Below are 17,588 nucleotides of genomic sequence, written 5' to 3'. Positions count from 1 at the left end.
CAATCGTTTTCCTTCCACTTTCATACCGTTGCAGAAAACAGCATGAAATACGCCAATTAGATACAAAAATGAGCACCCAAATATTCGCTTCATCAAAAAAAGGAAAAAAAGTTTTAAGCTTTGGTGAAATACTTTTACGCATCTGCCCTGATATGGATGGTGCTTGGTTAAAAGAAAATAAACTTCCGTTTTATGTTGGCGGTGCAGAGCTGAATGTAGCAACGGCACTGGCACTTTGGAATGTTCCTTCAACTTACTTATCGGCTGTACCCGATAATTCGGTAACGCGCGAAATTGTAGATTATCTTGATGCCCGGAACATCGATACTACCCCTATGGTTTACCATGGAGAGCGTTTGGGTTTATACTATCTTCCGAAAGGGAAAGACCTTAAAAATGCAGGCGTAATTTACGATAGGGCAAATTCGGCCTATGCTGATTTAAAAGTTGGACAGATTAACTGGGATAAAGTTTTCGATGGTGTTGGCTGGTTTCATTTTAGCGCCATATGTCCGGCAATAAATCAATCTATTGCTGATGTTTGCTTAGAAGCTTTAAAAGCGGCAAGTGCAAAAAATATCACCATTTCGCTTGATTTAAACTATCGCGCCAAACTTTGGAAATATGGTAAAGATCCGATTGATGTTTTACCTGAGCTGGCTCAATATTGCACGCTGATTATGGGCAATGTTTGGGCGGCCAATAAAATGTTGGGTACTGCACTTCACGAAGATTTAACACCAACTGAGGGTTATGCAAAGGAAACGTTACTGCAACAGGCAACAGATACTTCTAAAGAAATATTAAGTTTGTTTCCGGCATGTAAAGCAGTTGCAAATACCTTCAGGTTCGATCATGGCAAAGGCATCAGGTACTATACTGCCATTTATACCGCTGATGAATTAACCGTTTCTGAAGAATATATTTCTGAAGAAATTTTAGATAAAGTAGGTAGTGGCGATTGTTTTATGGCGGGCTTGATTTTCGGCTTTTACAACCAACTGTCTGCAAAAGAAACCTTGAATTTTGCCACAGCTGCCGCATACGATAAATTATACATTCCAAGTGATGCTACAACCAGTACTGTAGCCGATATAGAAAAAAGAATAATACGCAATGATTAGCAACAAGCACAAAATTTTAGATGCCATTTTAGAGCAGGGCATGTTACCCCTTTTTTATCAGGATAGCGAATCGGGAAGTGTAGAAATATTACGCACTTTGTATAAAGCTGGTGTTCGAGTTTTCGAATACACCAATCGTGGTAAATCGGCTCTGCCGAACTTTAAAAAGTTAAAAGAAATCCGTGATGCAGAAATGCCCGATCTTTATCTAGGTATTGGAACAATTAAAACCCCGCTGATGCAAATGCATTTATAGAAGCCGGAACAGATTTTATTGTGGCACCTATTATAAATCCGGCAGTTGCCGAAATTGCAAACAAAATCGGTATGCTTTGGATCCCCGGTTGTATGACGCCGACCGAAATCAGCATCGCACAAGAGCACAAAGCCATGCTGATCAAAATTTTTCCTGCCAACATCTTAGGACCTGAATTTATTTCATCAATTAAAGATCTTTTCGCCGGACAGCTGTTTATGCCAACTGGTGGTGTAGAAATTAATGCCGACAACCTAAAAACCTGGTTTAAATCAGGCGTTTGTGCCGTAGGTATGGGCAGCAAATTAATCAGTAAAGATGTGATGAGCAAAGGTCTTTACGAGGAGTTATTCGACAATACAAAATTAGCGCTTGACTTAATTCAGCAGAGCAAATAAAATTTAAGACACCCTAACCAAATGAACCAACCCAAAACAAGCAAATACAGATGGACCATATGTTTGCTGTTATTTCTAGCCACGACCATAAATTATTTAGATAGACAGGTACTTTCGTTAACCTGGACAGATTTTATTAAACCTGAATTTCATTGGGATAATAATGATTATGGAAATATTACGGCCCTGTTCTCTATTTTCTATGCAATATCGATGCTTTTTGCAGGTCGTTTGGTTGATAAACTAGATACCAAAAAAGGCTTTTTATGGGCAATAGGCGTTTGGTCTGTTGGAGCCTGTTTACACGCCTTCTGTGGTATCGCCACAGCTGGGATCATCAATGGAAACTGGTTTGTAGGATTTGAGGGTGCCAAAGAAGTTATTGCCCGTGTTAACGATACCGGGTTAATTGTTTCGGTAAGTGTTACCCTGTTTATTTTTGCCCGTTTTGTATTGGCTGTTGGAGAGGCAGGAAATTTTCCCGCAGCGATTAAAGCCACAGCAGAGTATTTCCCTAAAAAAGACAGGGCATTTGCAACCAGTATTTTTAATGCAGGAGCTACTGTAGGTGCACTAGCTGCACCGATTACCATCCCTTTTATTGCAAAAGCTTATGGATGGGAAATGTCGTTCATCATTATCGGTGCACTTGGTTTTGTATGGATGGGGCTATGGGTGTTTGTGTATAATAAACCAGAGTTGCATAAAAGAGTTAGCCCTGAAGAGTTGGCTTATATTCAGCAGGATGTGATCAACGATCGTAAACTGGCTGATTATGTGGAAGAGACCAAAGAAAAAGTTTCTTTTATCGATTGCTTTAAATATAAACAGACCTGGGCTTTTGCCTTTGGTAAATTTATGACCGATGGCGTGTGGTGGTTCTTTTTATTCTGGACTCCTGCCTACCTAAAATCGGTTTATGGTATGGATTCTACACAAAGTGCATTACCACTATTTGTACTTTACGTGATTACCCTGCTTTCGATTATCGGAGGATGGTTACCAACCTATTTCGTTGATAAAAAAGGTATGAATCCTTACGAAGGCCGTATGAGGGCGATGTTGATTTTTGCATTTTTCCCACTTTTGGCTTTGGCCGCACAGCCTTTAGGCCATATTACCTATTGGATTCCGGTAATTATTATCGGTATTGCAGGTGCAGCCCATCAGGCGTGGTCGGCAAATATATTTTCAACCGTAGGCGATATGTTTCCTAAAAAAGCCATTGCTACCATTACAGGTATTGGTGGTATGGCGGGCGGTTTAGGCTCTTTCATCATTAATAAAGGCTCTGGTTTGCTGTTCGATTACACGGGCAAAAACGAGATTGTTTTTATGGGTTTTAAGGGTGAGGAGGCCGGTTATTTCATTATCTTTTCCATCTGTGCGGTATGTTATTTAATCGGTTGGACGGTAATGAAAACCCTAGTGCCAAAATATAAAGTAATCGAACTAAAATAAACCAAAGGCTGATGTTAAGGAAAGCTTTCTGAACCATCAGCCTTTTTATACAAACGAATCTATACTTAAACTATAGATTTAACATTAATTTAACCCTAACAACAACTTAAAATTGAGTACAACGCTAAACCTCGAAAGTATTTTCGTTGAAGAGAGCCAGATTCCAGATGAATTTAGGCTCACGGAAGAAATCAATCAAAAGGAGTTTCTATCAAATGGAGAGATGAAACCGTGGAACGGACCGTTTAATGAAGTCTTTTCTCCAGTATGCGTAAAAACCCCTGAGGGTTTGAAACGAAAGCGTATCGGTAGTTTCCCGGTATGTACAGAAAAAGAATCGACAGAAGCTTTGGATGCCGCCGTAGCCGCTTATGACAACGGTCGCGGACAATGGCCAACCATGAGCGTTGCCGACCGCATTGCCTGTGTAGAAAATTTTACTCATAAAATGATTGAGCAAAAAGAAATTGTTGCCAAACTCATTATGTGGGAAATCGGAAAATCTTATGCCGATTCGGTTAAAGAGTTCGACCGTACAGTTGAATATATCTACGCAACCATCGATGCACTGAAAGATATCGACAGGCAGTCATCACGTTTCGAAATAGAACAAGGTATTGTGGCCCAGGTGCGTCGTTCTCCGCTTGGGGTGGTGCTTTGTATGGGCCCGTTCAATTATCCTTTAAACGAGACTTTTACCACCTTGATCCCAGCTTTGATTATGGGCAATACGCTTTTATTCAAACCACCTAAACATGGTACTTTATTACATTACCCTTTATTGGAGGCGTTCCGTTCCAGCTTTCCTAAGGGTGTGGTAAATACGATTTACGGACGTGGCAATACAATTGTTCCAGGTTTAATGAAATCGGGAAAAATTAATGTACTTACCTTAATCGGATCGAGCAAGGTGGCCAACGAACTTAAAAAACTGCATCCTAAAGTAAACCGTTTAAGGGCAATTTTGGGCTTGGATGCCAAAAATGCAGCGATCATTACTAAAGATGCAGATCTTGATCTTGCGGTTTCTGAAACTGTTTTAGGATCGCTTTCTTTTAACGGACAACGTTGTACAGCTATTAAGATCGTTTATGTGCACCGCAGTTTAGCGCAGGAATTTTTAAAACGGTTATCTGCAGAAGTAGAAAAACTGAAATTTGGTATGCCTTGGGAGAAAGGTGTAAACCTTACACCGCTGCCAGAGCTGAACAAACCTGAATACTTAAAAGAATGTATTGATGATGCAGTTTCGCACGGCGCTAAAGTGGTAAACAAAAATGGTGGACAGACTTTAGAAACTTTTGTTTATCCAGCCATTGTTTACCCGGTAAACAGCAATATGAAACTCTACCGCGAAGAGCAGTTTGGCCCGATTGTTCCTGTTGTTCCGTTTGATGATCTGGAAGAACCTATCGAATATTTAATCGGTTCGCCGCACGGCCAACAAGTGAGTATTTTTAGCAACAACGCTGCGGTAATTTCATCATTGATAGATCCTTTGGTTAACCAGGTGAGTCGCGTAAATATCAATTGCCAATGTCAACGTGGACCAGATGCCTTTCCATTTACAGGACGCAAAGACAGTGCTGAAGGAACACTTTCTGTAGTGGATGCATTGCGTTCGTTCTCGATCCGTTCTTTGGTAGCAACCAAATTTACAGATGATAATAAAAAGTTATTGAACGAAATTGTTAAAGGAGATGATTCGAACTTTTTAAGTACGAAGTATATTTTTTAATTAGATTATAAGACTAAGCCGCAGATTCACAGATTACTATCTCTGAATTTGCGGCTTTTTTGTTTTCTAATGCCGCATGATAGAGTGAATCGTCATTGCGAGGCACGAAGCAATGACGGAAAACTTACTTCAAACTCTTCACCAAACTCAATTTCAACTCTTTAATCCCTTTCACTGCCAAACCTGCAATTTGTTTAGCACCTTCTGGACTTAAATGCGTGTTGTCTTTCTTGCCATTTGGATAGTTTACATTTCCTGAATCAACATAATTGAATAATTTGATGGATGGCTCTTCACCCAGGCGGTTTAACAAACTTTCCGTTTTTACCAGCATATCAATCAGAGGAACATTTAACGAATCGGCCACGTGCCGGGTAATGCGTGGATAATCGCCATGCGAATCAATTAATACACCATTCTTAAAACTTCTACGCGAAATAGGCGTCAATAAAACCGGGAAAGCTTTTTTGCTTCGGGTTTCTTTTACATAATTCACCAAATTGATTTTAAAATCAGCCAGTGAAACACCAACCGTAGGTTTATCAACTTTTTCATCATTATGCCCAAATTCTATAAAAACATAATCACCTGGATTTAACTGCGCTAAAATGGGGTCCCAACGCTTCTCCGCCCTGAACGATTTGGTACTCCTGCCATTTAAAGCTCGGTTATCAACCGTAACATCAGGTTTAAAATAAGCTTGTAAAGCCATACCCCAACCGGTTTCGGGATATGCTTTTTCTTCTTTATTGGCCGCGGTAGAATCGCCGATGATGTACAGCTTTGTTTTCTTTTGAACAAAAGTAAAAGAGAATAAAACAGCTAAGGCTCCTGCCGCAAAAATCTTAAGGAAATTCGTTTTCATCTATTCAGTTAATTTGTGAGTGGATTCCATCGATCTGGCCCACCCAGTATATTTTTTAAAGTATAATTTTTAGCCTCTTTATCAGTGAGCTGTTTAGTCCAGGGTAATCTTGTTTTGGTCGATGCACCAGCGCCTTTATTCTTATATTCAGCATAAAAAGCCGTTAATTCCTTATCTGGGAACATCTTGTCGCCTTTCCAGGCATTCCAACCGTCAGGCAAAATGTGTTTCCCAATTTCACAGTTTAAGAATGCCGTTTTTGCATAGGGTCTCCATGGCCTGCCTAAATACGATTTCGTTACAGCAGTATCAGCAATGAGCTTACAATTTAGAAAAACAAATCCGAATTTCTGTTGCGCAGAAGTTGAAGCTGCAGTGATGTAAGAATCGCTTAAACTTTTGATGGTACAATTTTGAAAGACTACCGTTGCCTTGCCAAAAATAAAATCGGTTGTGCCTTCTATATAACAGTCTCGAAAGTATTGACGGCTATTTTCGATAGCAGCATAAAGCGTATCCTGATTACCCAGAAACCTGCAGTTTTTTGCTATGAAACGATCACCCTCTACATGCAGCGCAACAGCCTGGCCAACGCGTCCAGATGAATTGATAATGGTTAAATTTTCGAAGTGGATGTCATTGCCCTGAATCAGTACCGTAAATGAGGTATAGGTGCTGAATTTCGCATTGCCAAAAGCATCTTTTTCCGTTGGGTTGGCTTTACCCGAGTAATCATCGTTGGTGATGATAGTATTTTCTGCACTTTCGCCAATAATGGTAATTTTAATTTTCCATGACGGGATAATTAGTTTTTCCTTATAAATGCCGTTTTTAACATATATTTTGACTTCTTGCTCGCCTAAATCTCTAACCGAATTTACCGCTTCCTGAATGGTTTTATAGTTTGCATTGCCATCTTTTGAAACGGTTATTGTTGATGGGTATTTAGGGTCCTGAGCATGGAGATAAAGAATGGAAAAAGCATTAATAAAGATTAGCGTAATGATCTTGAAATAAGGAATTCTTGTCATAATGATCAATTAGAACTGCGATATAAATTTCATTAAAAAAGGGCAGATTAAAACCTGCCCTTCGTAAAATAAATGTTGTTGTTAAAAAGCCCAGCGTGGATCGCCGATTGCCGTTCCGGTAGTGCTCGAGGTTCTCAACGTTGAGCCTACTGGCAGGGTAAAATCGGTGGTTGTTGCTGTCCAACCTAAGTTTTGCTGTTGTGTTACACTTAGGGTTGCCGCGCTGAATGTTAAGGCTGTGCCTGCTGTTAACGCACTGTTCAGGTTAAAATAATTGGTATTCGAAATGGTAATCGAACTCCCCGCTCCTGTACCCCTTATGGCTGCTGCATTAACCGTTCCAGATTTTGGTGTATTGGCCAAAATGCTGTTCTGGATGCTGAAATTGATCGGATTGGTAGCTGCATCCAACAAGGCATATTTACTGCTTCCGCCAAATGCATTGAAGGTAGAATAACTGATCAAAACGGTTGGTGTTTGATCAGCAATAAAAGGTGTTGAACTAATTACCAGGCCAGGACCACAATTGTAAAAAGTAGATTTCGATACCGTAAGCGTATTAAACTGCAACTTGGTAATGTTAAAGGTATAATATGTTGATGTTCCATTTGCCCCCATATCGTAAACAATAGAGTTATTAACAGTAATACCTGTAATTTTAAAATCTTTCACCGCAGCACCCCTGTCTCCCCGCAAAAACGCGGTAGTAGAGCCATGTGCAATACAGTTATCAACTATAATGTTGGTGAAAGTTGCGGCTGCACCAACATTGGTTTGCGAGCCAATCAGGTTGATAAAATAAGGCGAAGCTCCTATTGTACCATCAAGTTCTAATCCGGATAACGTTAAACCAGCTCCTGTGCCTTCTAAATCGAATTCTTTATAGTTGATTTTTGTATCTGTAGCGGTGCCGGATGTCGATTTTAGGGTGATGGTTTTTTGCGTAATAAATGTTGTTGCCGCAGTTAAATTATAGGTGCCCGGGTTTAAGCCGATCACTGCACCGTTTGCTGCTGCGGCAATGGTAGCTGCCAGATCGTCGGTAGCAGAAATTACAGTAGTGTAGCTGGTAGGCATTTGGGTAGTAAAAGTAGTGATGCCTTTGCTCTTAGTGCCAGCGAACAACTCTGCACTGTATTTAATCCCCGCAGTTAAACCGGTAATGGCTTTTAATCCTGCAGTTGCATCTCCTGTACTTAAAGTGGCTGTTATTGTATTTCCAGTTGAAGGTGTTAATACGATAGATGTAAGACCAACTGTCGGGGCATATCGCAGGGTAATGCCGGTTTCTTTAATCTCCGAATCCCTAACTGGTAAAAATAACTGGATCCCTGTTAACTGAAACGATGAGCTTACAAGGTATTTAGATTCCGGCTGTGTTTCAGTTGCATTCGCTTTTACCCTTGCAAAATATTTTGTTCTGACAGCTAAATTGTCTTCGGTTACCGAAATGCCGGTGGTATCGGATGTGGTGGAATATTTTATGCTAGAGAAGAGCGAGTCGGTAGAAAAATCGATACTGTATTTTAATGCTTTCCCTGTAGACATTAATGGTGCCGTCCAAGTTAGTTTTGCAGAAATTGCAGATGCGCTAACTTTAACATCACTAGGTTTAAAAGAGCGCGCAGCTTCTGTTGGCTGATCATCTTTCTTACAGGCTGAAATGGAAATCACTATTCCTAAAAGGAAAGTGATTTTAAGAACCAAATGGTTAATGTATTTTTTCATGATTAATACCTAAAAAGCAGTTAATAACTAGGATTTTGTTTAATTTTTGGGTTCTGGATAAGTGCTGTTGCCGGAAATGGGAACAGTGATTTTGCCGGAACATAACCTGGGGCAACACCTTTCGCTGCACTGGTAATTACATCTTCAGTAATGTTGGTAGACCATGCCAGAGAAGTATAACCTGTTGGTGTAGAAGTTGCCGTTGTGGGCTGGAATAATGCGATATTTGCATTGCCGCCATAAAAATTGATTGTGGCTACTTCGGTAACACTTGGCGATAAATTGTAAGCAGATGCAATGTAGTAAACCGTTTTTGGTATACTGGCAAAAGTTCCGCTATTGGTCATAAACAACCTTAGTTTCGCTCTTGTTTCTTCAAGTTTTATTTGTAAAAGATTCCATCTGATTAAATCATATTTGCGGATGCCCTCGCCACCAAATTCTAACAAACGCTCTTTAACAATAGCATCAAAAAAACCTGTTTTATCCATAGGTGTGACTGGAATTTGTGTTTCGAAACCCGCATAGGCACGTTTTTGGACTTCTTGCAGTGCTGATATAGCCGCCGCCGATGGTGCGCCATTAATTTCGTTATCAGCCTCTGCATACATTAACAGCACATCAGCAAAACGAAGAATCGGCCAGTTGATCGAGAAATTTTGAGAAGTACTGGCATTGTTAAATGCTGTCCACGATTTGCGGAATTTAGAATTGGTTTGTGAGGTAGGAAGAACAGGGACTTTTAATGAAGAAGCATTAATTTGATACGAACCAATAGTTACATCTCTGCGGCAATCTTTAATTTGATCGAATTCGTAAAAATAAGTTGGGATGGCATTTACCCCTCCACCTGCCTGCTGCGAAGCATAAGATGAACCGGCAGCAAAAACCAGACCGTCGTAATAACCGATTTTACTATCAGTAGAAGCATTGGTGCCAAAAGCACCAACTTCGAACATCAGCTCGTGGGCATCATCATAACGGGTGGTGGTGTGCAGTGTTTTAAAAACATTTTCGAAATTCGGATTTAAGCTGTGATCGCCCCTGTGATTCATAATGTCAAGACATTCATCTTTAGCTATTTTATAAAAATCAAGGTAATCGGCTCTTCTCACCATTGCATTTTCAGTAGCGCGGAAAGAATAACCTCCCCTTGCCAGGGCAATTCTTGCTCTTAACCCCTTAATAGCACCTTTGGTAAAACGGAAATCGCCATAACTTGGCAATTCACTTCTCCATGGCACCAGGTCCTCAGCTATTTTTAAATCAGCAATAATACGGTTATAGGTTTCATCGCGATTAACATTTGGAATATATACATCCTCCACATCGGTAGGCGCATCAAAATATGCTGGTACATCACCCCAATTACGCAATAATTCTGCATAAAACTGCGCCCTTAATGCTAAAGCCTCACCATAATAACGTTTTATTTCTGCTTTTTCGGCATCCGATCCGTTTGTGTACAATTGCGATAGCGGAATATATTTAATGGCATAATTAGCCCTCGAAATTCCGCTGTATAACTGCAACCAAGGGTTATATAAGTCGGAATTATCCGGTGTTGCGGCATACATGCTTATTCCCCTGCGGTCTGATCCGTTGGTATAATTTCCTGACGTTCTAAAGTCGTCTGCCATTTGAGGAAAAAGTGCCGATAAGCGGTTGCCATAGCCATTGTCGCCACATAGTTTATTGTAAACTCCAATTAACACGGCATTGGTGTTTGATGTACTTCCAAAAGCCGATTCGGGCGAAGTGGTTGATGGCGAAGTTACATCAAGGTATTTTTTGCACGAGGTAAATGCCATTACAGCTAACAGCACCACCAATAATTTATATTTTAAATATGCTTTGTTCATGATCAGTTCAAATTAAAAGGTAACATTTAAGCCTGCCAAAATGTAACGGCTACGCGGATAGGCTGCATAATCTACGCCCGGCGTTAATGGATTGCCTCTGCGCGTACTCGCTTCCGGGTCGTAACCAGTATAACCGGTAATGGTATAAAGGTTGTTTACAGTAGCATAAAAGCGGACTTTGTTAATTACTTTGGTTCTTGCCAATAGTTTTTGAGGTAGCGAATAACCCAGGGTAACATTCGTGATCCTTAAATAGGAAGCATCTTCGATACTGTACGAGGTTAAGAAATAGTTATTGGTAACGGGTGTCCAGATTTTCGTATCGGCGTTGGCAGCAGCAAGCTGATCCCAATTGGTAATTAAAGCACCATTTGTATTGTACCATTTCCACCTGTCGTTCATTGTCGATAACAGGTTATTGTCTTTAACATTATATTGAGAAGTAAACTCAACTTTATTGGCATTGTATTCTTTTCCGCCAACCGAGAAGTTAACAAAAATGCTCATATCAAAACCTTTGTAAGCAAATTGCTGATTTAAACCGCCGGTAAATTTCGGTTGTGCATTACCTAAAACGGTTCTGTCATCAACGGTAATTGTATTACTGGCCGTGTTGGTGGTTTTTAGTAATTTCATATCGCCCGGCGCTACAGTTGCTTTACCGATAATGGCTGCATTATCCGTTACGCCAGGTTTTAAAACCCATCTGTTTGTCGATTCGTAAGTAGCGCGATCGAAATCATCAAGGGTATAAAAACCGTTTGAAACATAGCCATAAAACTGTCCAACGGGTTTACCCACTTCAACATAGAAATCATCTAAATTATTTACCCAGCCCGAAGCAGCTTTAACTGCTGTAACGCCTGATGCAAGACCCAAAACTTTATTCCTGTTGAAAGCGATGTTAAAGCTGCTGTTGTAAGTAAAATCTTTGGTTTTAACGATCGAACCTGTTAATTGCAACTCAAGCCCTCTGTTTTGTGTAGAACCGACATTCTGAAGCTGAAATGCATTTCCCAAAATAGATGGAATATCGGCGTTTAGGATCAGGTTTTTCACGTGGTTTTGATACACATCAATTGATCCCGATAAACGGTTTTTGAATAAGCTGAAATCAACACCAAAGTTTAATGAAATGGTCGTTTCCCATTTTAACGAAGGATTGGCTAGGGCTATTGTGGCAAGTCCGGGAGTAATGGATGCATCACTCGCCGCATAACCGGCACTTACCGAATTGGTGTAAAACAACGTCTTGTATAAATCTGGGTCTATCCTGTTGTTACCTGCAGAACCATAACTCGCCCTGATTTTTAAATTATCCAACCAGTTCAACTGTGCATTTTTAATAAAGCCCTCTTCTGAAGCCCTCCATGCAAATTGTGCTGACGGGAAAGTCCCCCAGCGGTTATTTGCAGCAAATAGCGAAGAACCATCGCGCCTTACCAAAGCGGTTAAAATGTATTTGTTATCGAAAGTATAAGTGGCCCTTCCGAAATAAGAAAATAACCTGAATCCGCTTACGCCAGTTGTTGGTGCATCCTGAACCTGTCCGGTGCCGGGGCTGGCTTTCTGAATGTTTCCAAAAGCTTCTTCGGCAGTAATGTTAACTGGGAAATATTTAACCGTAGTGCTGTTCTGGTTATTGTCTGATTGATTGATCTCCTGACCGATCAAAATATCAAGTTCGTGTTTGCCACCCAGATTTGGCCGGTAATTAAGCGTATTGGAATTGGTTAGAGTTTTAGTGCTCGAATTGGCCAAAACCACAACTGGTAAACCCGCTGCATTGCGGGCCACACCGCTTAAAGGACCGTTAAAGGTATTCGTTTTACGATCGCTAAAGTTTAAACCAAGCGTACTTTTAAAGCTTAGGTTTTTTAAGATCTGGTAGCTTAAATAGGCGCTGCTGATAAAATCGTTTCGGTAATCGTATTTAAGCTCCTGATTAGCCAAGGTAATCGGATTGGTTAATAAAGTTGCACCATAATCGGCATCAAATTGATCGCCAGAATCGCCTGCGCCATTGTAAGGTTGGTAACGTACCGAGTTGCGTAAACGGTTGGTTCCTTGCGATCCGGAGCTCGAAGTACCTACGCCATCTATTCGCTGACGGCTGTAACGCAGGTTGATGCCCGTACGGAATTTATCGGAAATTTTATGGTCGAAACGAAATGAAGCAAAAGTGCGTCTATAGCCCGAGTTTAGCATAATCCCATCTTCTTGCGTATTATTTGCAGTAAAATTGAAAGTGGTGGCTTTGGTTCCGCCCGCTAAGTTTACCACCTGCGTATTCGAAAAAGCCTGACGACCAAAAACTTTGTCCTGCCAATCGATATTTTGGATATTTTTATAAATGTCGAGATCTTCAAAAGTGCCATAACGTTTGGTAAATGCATCTTTTACATCCTGCGAAGTGTTGTAATTATAAAGTTGGTATTGGTAAGAAACGTAATCATAAGGATTCATTACCGATAGTTCGTTAACAATCTGCCTTGCACCTGCATAAGCATCAAAAGAAACGGCAGTTTTCATTTCTTTACCACCTTTTGTAGTAATAATAACTACACCATTAGCCGCACGCGCACCATAAATGGCTGTCGAAGCAATATCTTTCAATACATCTATTGATTGGATCTCGTTTGGAGATAACAACGATAGCGCATTATCCAGCTGAACCCCATCTACGATATAAAGCGGGGCATTACTTTGGGTTAATGAACCTCCGCCTCTTACTTTAACCTCGATTTCTGCACCCGGAGATCCTTCGGTTGTGGTTACCGAAACGCCGGCAAGTTTCCCTGCCAATGCCTGTGCAGCAGTGCTTACCGGGAAATCGGCCAGATCTTTAGCTGTTACACTCGATACTGCAGAAGAAAGTTTATCCCTTGAAACCGTTCCATAACCCACATTTACAGTTACCTCCTGAAGGTTGTTTGCATCTTCTTCCAGGCTGACATCAACTTTTGTTTGGCTGGTTACAGTGACGTTCCTGGTTTTGTAACCAACATAAGTAAACGTTACCGTGGCACCATTGGATGGAATATTGATTTTATAGGTTCCGTTTGCATCGGTACTGGCTGCAATTTTAGTATCTTTAACGTTTACACTAACGCCTACCAGTACCTGCCCGTCGGCTTTATCCTTTACAGTTCCTGTTAATTGTCTGTTTTGTGCTTGAGCGACAGATAATCCAAAAAAAGAGAAAAATGCTAAAAAGAGTAGAACTCTGCTCATAAATTATTTATTTGAAGTGATTTGGTTATTTTAAGATTCTGCAACCGCTTGCAGATAGAATATAATTCTATTTCGGAATGTTATTGTTTGTTTATATTTGGTTACGTTGAGGTAACAATTTTACAAACTAAAAACCGTTTGAAACCAATTTTAACTAAAAAACTGTGCAAACGTTCCCAAAAACGTTAATTTAACGTTTATTAATATTGGTGAGTGAATCCCCTTAAAGAGATATTTTTTGTAACTTGTACCCAATACGAAAAATGAGATTTGAAACATCTACCATAAAAGATATTGCTAAAGCATTGGGACTATCTACCTCTACGGTTTCCCGTGCCTTAAGAGATCGTTACGAAATTAGTGAAGAAACAAAAAAGCTGGTTTTAGCCTATGCTGAAAAGGTAAATTATCGTGCCAATCCGATTGCCAGAAGTTTAAAGGAGCGCCGTAGCTATTCTATCGGCATTATTGCAAGTGAAATTGCGAATAACTTTTTTTCACAGGTTATAAATGGCATTGAATCAATTGCTTACGATAAAGATTATCATGTTATTATTTCTCAAAGCCACGAGTCGTATAAGCAGGAAAAGCTAAACGTAGAACACTTGGCATCGCGTTCTATTGATGGTTTATTAATTGCGCTTTCTTCAGAAACACAGGATATCGATTATTTAAGAGATTTATATGCCAAGGGCTTACCAATTGTGTTTTTTGATCGGGTGCCCGAAGATTTTGAAACCCATAAAGTAATTGCCAATAACTTTAAGGGTTCTTTTGATGCTACAGAACATCTTATTTTATCAGGAAAAAGAACCATTGCCCATTTAACGAATTCCGAAAACCTTTCGATAACGAAAGAAAGGTTAAAAGGTTATAAAGCGGCTTTGGTTAAATATCATATCGAATTTAGACCCGAACTGGTGAAATATTGCCAGCATGGCGGTATGCACAGCGCAGAACTTGAAGAAGCGGTGAAAGAACTTTTGCCGCTTAAGCCCGATGGGATTTTTATCTCGAGCGACCGCTTAACCACAGGCTGTATTATGGCCCTAAAGAAAACCAATCCTGAAGTGGCACATAAAATTGCGATAGCGGGTTTTACCAATTCTAATCTAGTCGAACTGTTTTCGCCATCCTTAACCTCAGTTAAACAGCCTGCATTCGAAATGGGACAGGTGGCCACAGAATTATTGATTTCGATGATCGAGGCTAAAAGGCCTGTAACTGAGTTTGAAACCAAGGTTTTGGATACGGAACTGGTTAAGATGGCAAAGCAGTAAGCGCCCAGCACTAAGCGTTTAACGCTACATCCAAATAAGCACTCCGATTTAACAGACGTTCTGATACGCGCTTCGTATGAAACGCTTATCGCTAGGCGCCGAACGCTACTCTCCAAACTAATTATTACCTTTGCACCATGGTAGAAATTACATTAAAAAAGGGCAAAGAAAAAGCGGCACTACAAAGACATCCATGGGTATTTTCTGGCGCATTAGAAAAAGTTAAAGGAAAACCTGAAGATGGTGATGTAGTAAAAGTTTTTGCTTTTGATCATGAATTTCTGGCCTATGGATATTTCAACAGCAATTCGCGTGTTGCCGTTCGTTTATTAGAGTGGGACGAAACACAAACTATTGATCCCAGCTGGTATCAAAACCGGTTAAAACAGGCTATTGCTTCACGTCAGTTTATTTTAAACGAGCAGACCAATACCTGTCGTTTAGTGTTTAGTGAAGCCGATTTCGTGCCAGGTTTAATTGTCGATCAGTATGCCGATTTCCTATCGTTACAGATTCTAAGTTCTGGAATCGAAAAAGTGAAAGCAGAAATTGTAGAAATTTTAAAAACCGAATTAAATCCAAAAGGAATTTTTGATAAAAGTGATGCAACCGCTCGCACCCACGAAGGTTTACCCATTGAAAATGGATTACTTTGGGGCGAAAATCCTCCAGAACTTTTAGAGGTAAAAGAAAATGGAATTATTTATAATATCAATATTGCTGAAGGACAAAAATCTGGTTTTTATTGCGACCAGCGTGATAACCGAAGGATTTTAGCCAGTTATACAAAAGGTAAAAAAGTTTTAGACTGTTTTAGTTATAGTGGTGGTTTTAGCTTGAATAGCCTGGCTAATGATGCCGCTAGCGTTACCAGCGTTGATAGTTCAGGTTTGGCGGTTGAAACATTAAAGCAGAATGTAGCCTTAAACAAATTCGATGCGGCTAAAGTAACAGCGATACAATCAGATGTAAACAAACAACTCCGGGCTTTCAAAGAATCGGGCGAATTGTTTGATGTGATTGTGCTCGACCCACCTAAATATGCACCATCGCGTTCGGCATTAGACCGCGCGGCAAGAGCCTATAAAGATTTAAATCGTTTAGGTATGCTATTGCTAGAAAAAGGAGGCTTATTGGCTACTTTCTCTTGCTCGGGTGCAGTTGATATTGAAACCTTTAAACAGATAATTGCCTGGGCTGCGCTTGATGCAGGCAAGGAAGTTCAGATTATTAAACAATTCTGCCAACCGGAAGATCATCCCGTTCGGATTTCTTTTCCAGAAGGAGAGTACTTAAAAGGTTTGTTGTTAAGGGTACTATAAATTTATCACTTACTAATCTATTTTAAAGCATAAAGACACCAAAACACGAAGTTATTTTGAATGTTAACCAAGTGTTCTCGTGTCTTTGTGATAAGCTGAAATCAGCATTTGGTTAGCCAACCATTACTTTAGCGGTAATAGCAAGTCTATTCCAGGCATTAATGGTAACTATAGCCATAATAATCTGCGCTAATTCCTGTTCGTTAAAAAAGCTTGCGGCTTTTTGATAAGTTGCATCAGAAACATGGTGGCTAATTAAGGTTACTTCTTCTGTTAAAGCTAAAACAGCTTCTTCTTGCGGCGTAAATAAAGTTGTTTCTCTCCAGGCATTTAATAAATACAAACGCTGTTCGGTTTCACCTATTTTGCGGGCATCGGTTGAGTGCATATTTAAGCAAAATGCACAGCCGTTAATTTGTGATGCACGCATTTTAATCAGTTCTAAAAGAATTGGATCTAGTTTGCTGGTTGATAAATATTTCTCTAAACCATACATGGCTTGGTAAGCTGCAGGTTCTACTTTTTGGATGTTGATTCTATTTTCCATTTTATTTGTTTTTTGATTACGATGTAAAGGTCTGCAACTTAACTATCAAAAAACTTAATGTAGTTTAAGAAATGAAATGTTGATTCGTAACCTAAAAAAAGCGAATAATGAAGAGTTACTTTTTAGCCCTGATTTTACTCAGAAATTCGGGGGTGAAGCCGAGGTAAGAAGCCAGCATATACTGTGGCACACGCTGTACAAATTCAGGGAATAAACTATTAAAATGACGATATCTTTCTTCAGCGGTTTGGCTATACAGGAATTTTATCCTTCTTTGCGATGCCTGGTGGTTTTTTTGCAGAATCAACCTAAAATACCGTTCCAGCTTGGGTAATTTATGGAACATTTCATCATAATGATGATGCTCAATGGCAATCACCTCGGTGGCTTCTGCCGCCTGGATATAAAATTCAGATTGTTCCTGAAAAAGAAAGCTGGTTAGATCGGTAATCCACCAGTTTTCTATGGCAAATTGAGTGGTTTGCTCAGCGCCCTTTATGTCAATGAAATAAAGCCTTAAACAGCCTTTTACTACAAAATAATTTGCCCTGCAGGTTTGTCCTTGCGCTAATAAAAAAGCCTTCTTTTTAACGGAAAAAGATTTGAGTAGCGACTCAAGGGTTTCTTGTTCATCGCTATTCAAATCTATGAATCTATTGATGTGGTTATAAAGTGCACTGTACATTACTATTCTATTGATTACGCTAAAATAGGCATAATTACAAGAATGGAATTTATGGTG

The 17,588-nt window shown here is 39.9% G+C and carries 14 protein-coding genes; 7 read left to right on the top strand and 7 right to left on the bottom strand.

What is annotated here, in order from left to right; translation table 11 throughout:
- The first annotated feature begins 68 nt into the window (after positions 1-68).
- From H9N25_RS19175 to H9N25_RS19160, 5 genes are all read left to right on the top strand, one after another.
- On the top strand, positions 69-1,124 hold the full coding sequence (locus H9N25_RS19175; RefSeq protein ID WP_190326905.1) for a sugar kinase: 1,056 nt from the start codon (positions 69-71) through the stop codon (positions 1,122-1,124).
- The gene (locus tag H9N25_RS24695) at positions 1,117-1,380 is read left to right on the top strand and encodes a beta/alpha barrel domain-containing protein (RefSeq protein ID WP_223833438.1); all 264 of its coding nucleotides are present in this window, start codon (positions 1,117-1,119) and stop codon (positions 1,378-1,380) included. Before H9N25_RS19175 ends, H9N25_RS24695 begins: the two co-directional genes overlap by 8 nt.
- 20 nt (positions 1,381-1,400) lie before the next feature.
- The gene (locus H9N25_RS24690; RefSeq protein ID WP_255524493.1) at positions 1,401-1,778 is read left to right on the top strand and encodes a bifunctional 4-hydroxy-2-oxoglutarate aldolase/2-dehydro-3-deoxy-phosphogluconate aldolase; all 378 of its coding nucleotides are present in this window, start codon (positions 1,401-1,403) and stop codon (positions 1,776-1,778) included.
- Positions 1,779-1,799: 21 nt separating this feature from the next.
- A complete protein-coding gene (locus tag H9N25_RS19165; RefSeq protein ID WP_190326904.1) occupies positions 1,800-3,239 on the top strand; it encodes an MFS transporter in 1,440 nt (479 codons plus the stop codon).
- Positions 3,240-3,351: 112 nt separating this feature from the next.
- Complete coding sequence (locus H9N25_RS19160) at positions 3,352-4,977, top strand: NADP-dependent glyceraldehyde-3-phosphate dehydrogenase (protein ID WP_169502710.1); 1,626 nt, start codon at positions 3,352-3,354, stop codon at positions 4,975-4,977.
- A gap of 124 nt (positions 4,978-5,101) precedes the next feature.
- On the opposite strand, the gene H9N25_RS19155 is transcribed toward H9N25_RS19160, so the two are convergent.
- The 5 genes from H9N25_RS19155 to H9N25_RS19135 all read right to left on the bottom strand — a co-directional run bounded on the left by H9N25_RS19155 (position 5,102) and on the right by H9N25_RS19135 (position 13,697).
- Positions 5,102-5,842 (bottom strand): rhamnogalacturonan acetylesterase, encoded by a 741-nt coding sequence (locus tag H9N25_RS19155; RefSeq protein WP_190326903.1) that lies wholly within the window; start codon positions 5,840-5,842, stop codon positions 5,102-5,104.
- 8 nt (positions 5,843-5,850) lie between these two features.
- Positions 5,851-6,873: a pectinesterase family protein gene (locus H9N25_RS19150; protein WP_190326902.1), complete on the bottom strand. Its 1,023-nt coding sequence runs from the start codon at positions 6,871-6,873 to the stop codon at positions 5,851-5,853.
- A gap of 81 nt (positions 6,874-6,954) precedes the next feature.
- Positions 6,955-8,601 (bottom strand): fibronectin type III domain-containing protein, encoded by a 1,647-nt coding sequence (locus H9N25_RS19145; RefSeq protein ID WP_167295716.1) that lies wholly within the window; start codon positions 8,599-8,601, stop codon positions 6,955-6,957.
- A 20-nt stretch (positions 8,602-8,621) separates the two neighbouring features.
- Complete coding sequence (locus tag H9N25_RS19140; protein ID WP_190326901.1) at positions 8,622-10,463, bottom strand: RagB/SusD family nutrient uptake outer membrane protein; 1,842 nt, start codon at positions 10,461-10,463, stop codon at positions 8,622-8,624.
- Between the two features lie 12 nt (positions 10,464-10,475).
- Positions 10,476-13,697: a SusC/RagA family TonB-linked outer membrane protein gene (locus H9N25_RS19135; RefSeq protein WP_190326900.1), complete on the bottom strand. Its 3,222-nt coding sequence runs from the start codon at positions 13,695-13,697 to the stop codon at positions 10,476-10,478.
- A 263-nt stretch (positions 13,698-13,960) separates the two neighbouring features.
- Between H9N25_RS19135 and H9N25_RS19130 the strand changes: the two genes are divergently transcribed.
- Both H9N25_RS19130 and H9N25_RS19125 read left to right on the top strand, forming a co-directional pair.
- Positions 13,961-14,977: a LacI family DNA-binding transcriptional regulator gene (locus H9N25_RS19130; protein WP_167295713.1), complete on the top strand. Its 1,017-nt coding sequence runs from the start codon at positions 13,961-13,963 to the stop codon at positions 14,975-14,977.
- A 137-nt stretch (positions 14,978-15,114) separates the two neighbouring features.
- Positions 15,115-16,299 (top strand): class I SAM-dependent rRNA methyltransferase, encoded by a 1,185-nt coding sequence (locus tag H9N25_RS19125; protein ID WP_190326899.1) that lies wholly within the window; start codon positions 15,115-15,117, stop codon positions 16,297-16,299.
- Between the two features lie 112 nt (positions 16,300-16,411).
- Here the strand turns inward: H9N25_RS19125 and H9N25_RS19120 are convergent, their stop codons facing one another.
- Together H9N25_RS19120 and H9N25_RS19115 are read right to left on the bottom strand one after the other, a co-directional pair.
- Positions 16,412-16,846, bottom strand: coding sequence for a carboxymuconolactone decarboxylase family protein (locus tag H9N25_RS19120; protein ID WP_167295711.1), 435 nt, complete (start codon positions 16,844-16,846; stop codon positions 16,412-16,414).
- A gap of 115 nt (positions 16,847-16,961) precedes the next feature.
- Complete coding sequence (locus tag H9N25_RS19115) at positions 16,962-17,531, bottom strand: Crp/Fnr family transcriptional regulator (RefSeq protein WP_190326898.1); 570 nt, start codon at positions 17,529-17,531, stop codon at positions 16,962-16,964.
- Between the last annotated feature and the right edge of the window lie 57 nt (positions 17,532-17,588).

It is taken from the genome of Pedobacter riviphilus (genome assembly GCF_014692875.1).
Lineage (GTDB): Bacteria > Bacteroidota > Bacteroidia > Sphingobacteriales > Sphingobacteriaceae > Pedobacter > Pedobacter riviphilus.
Note: the sequence above shows the minus strand (reverse complement) of the source record. Positions and strands in the feature narration are given on the sequence as shown.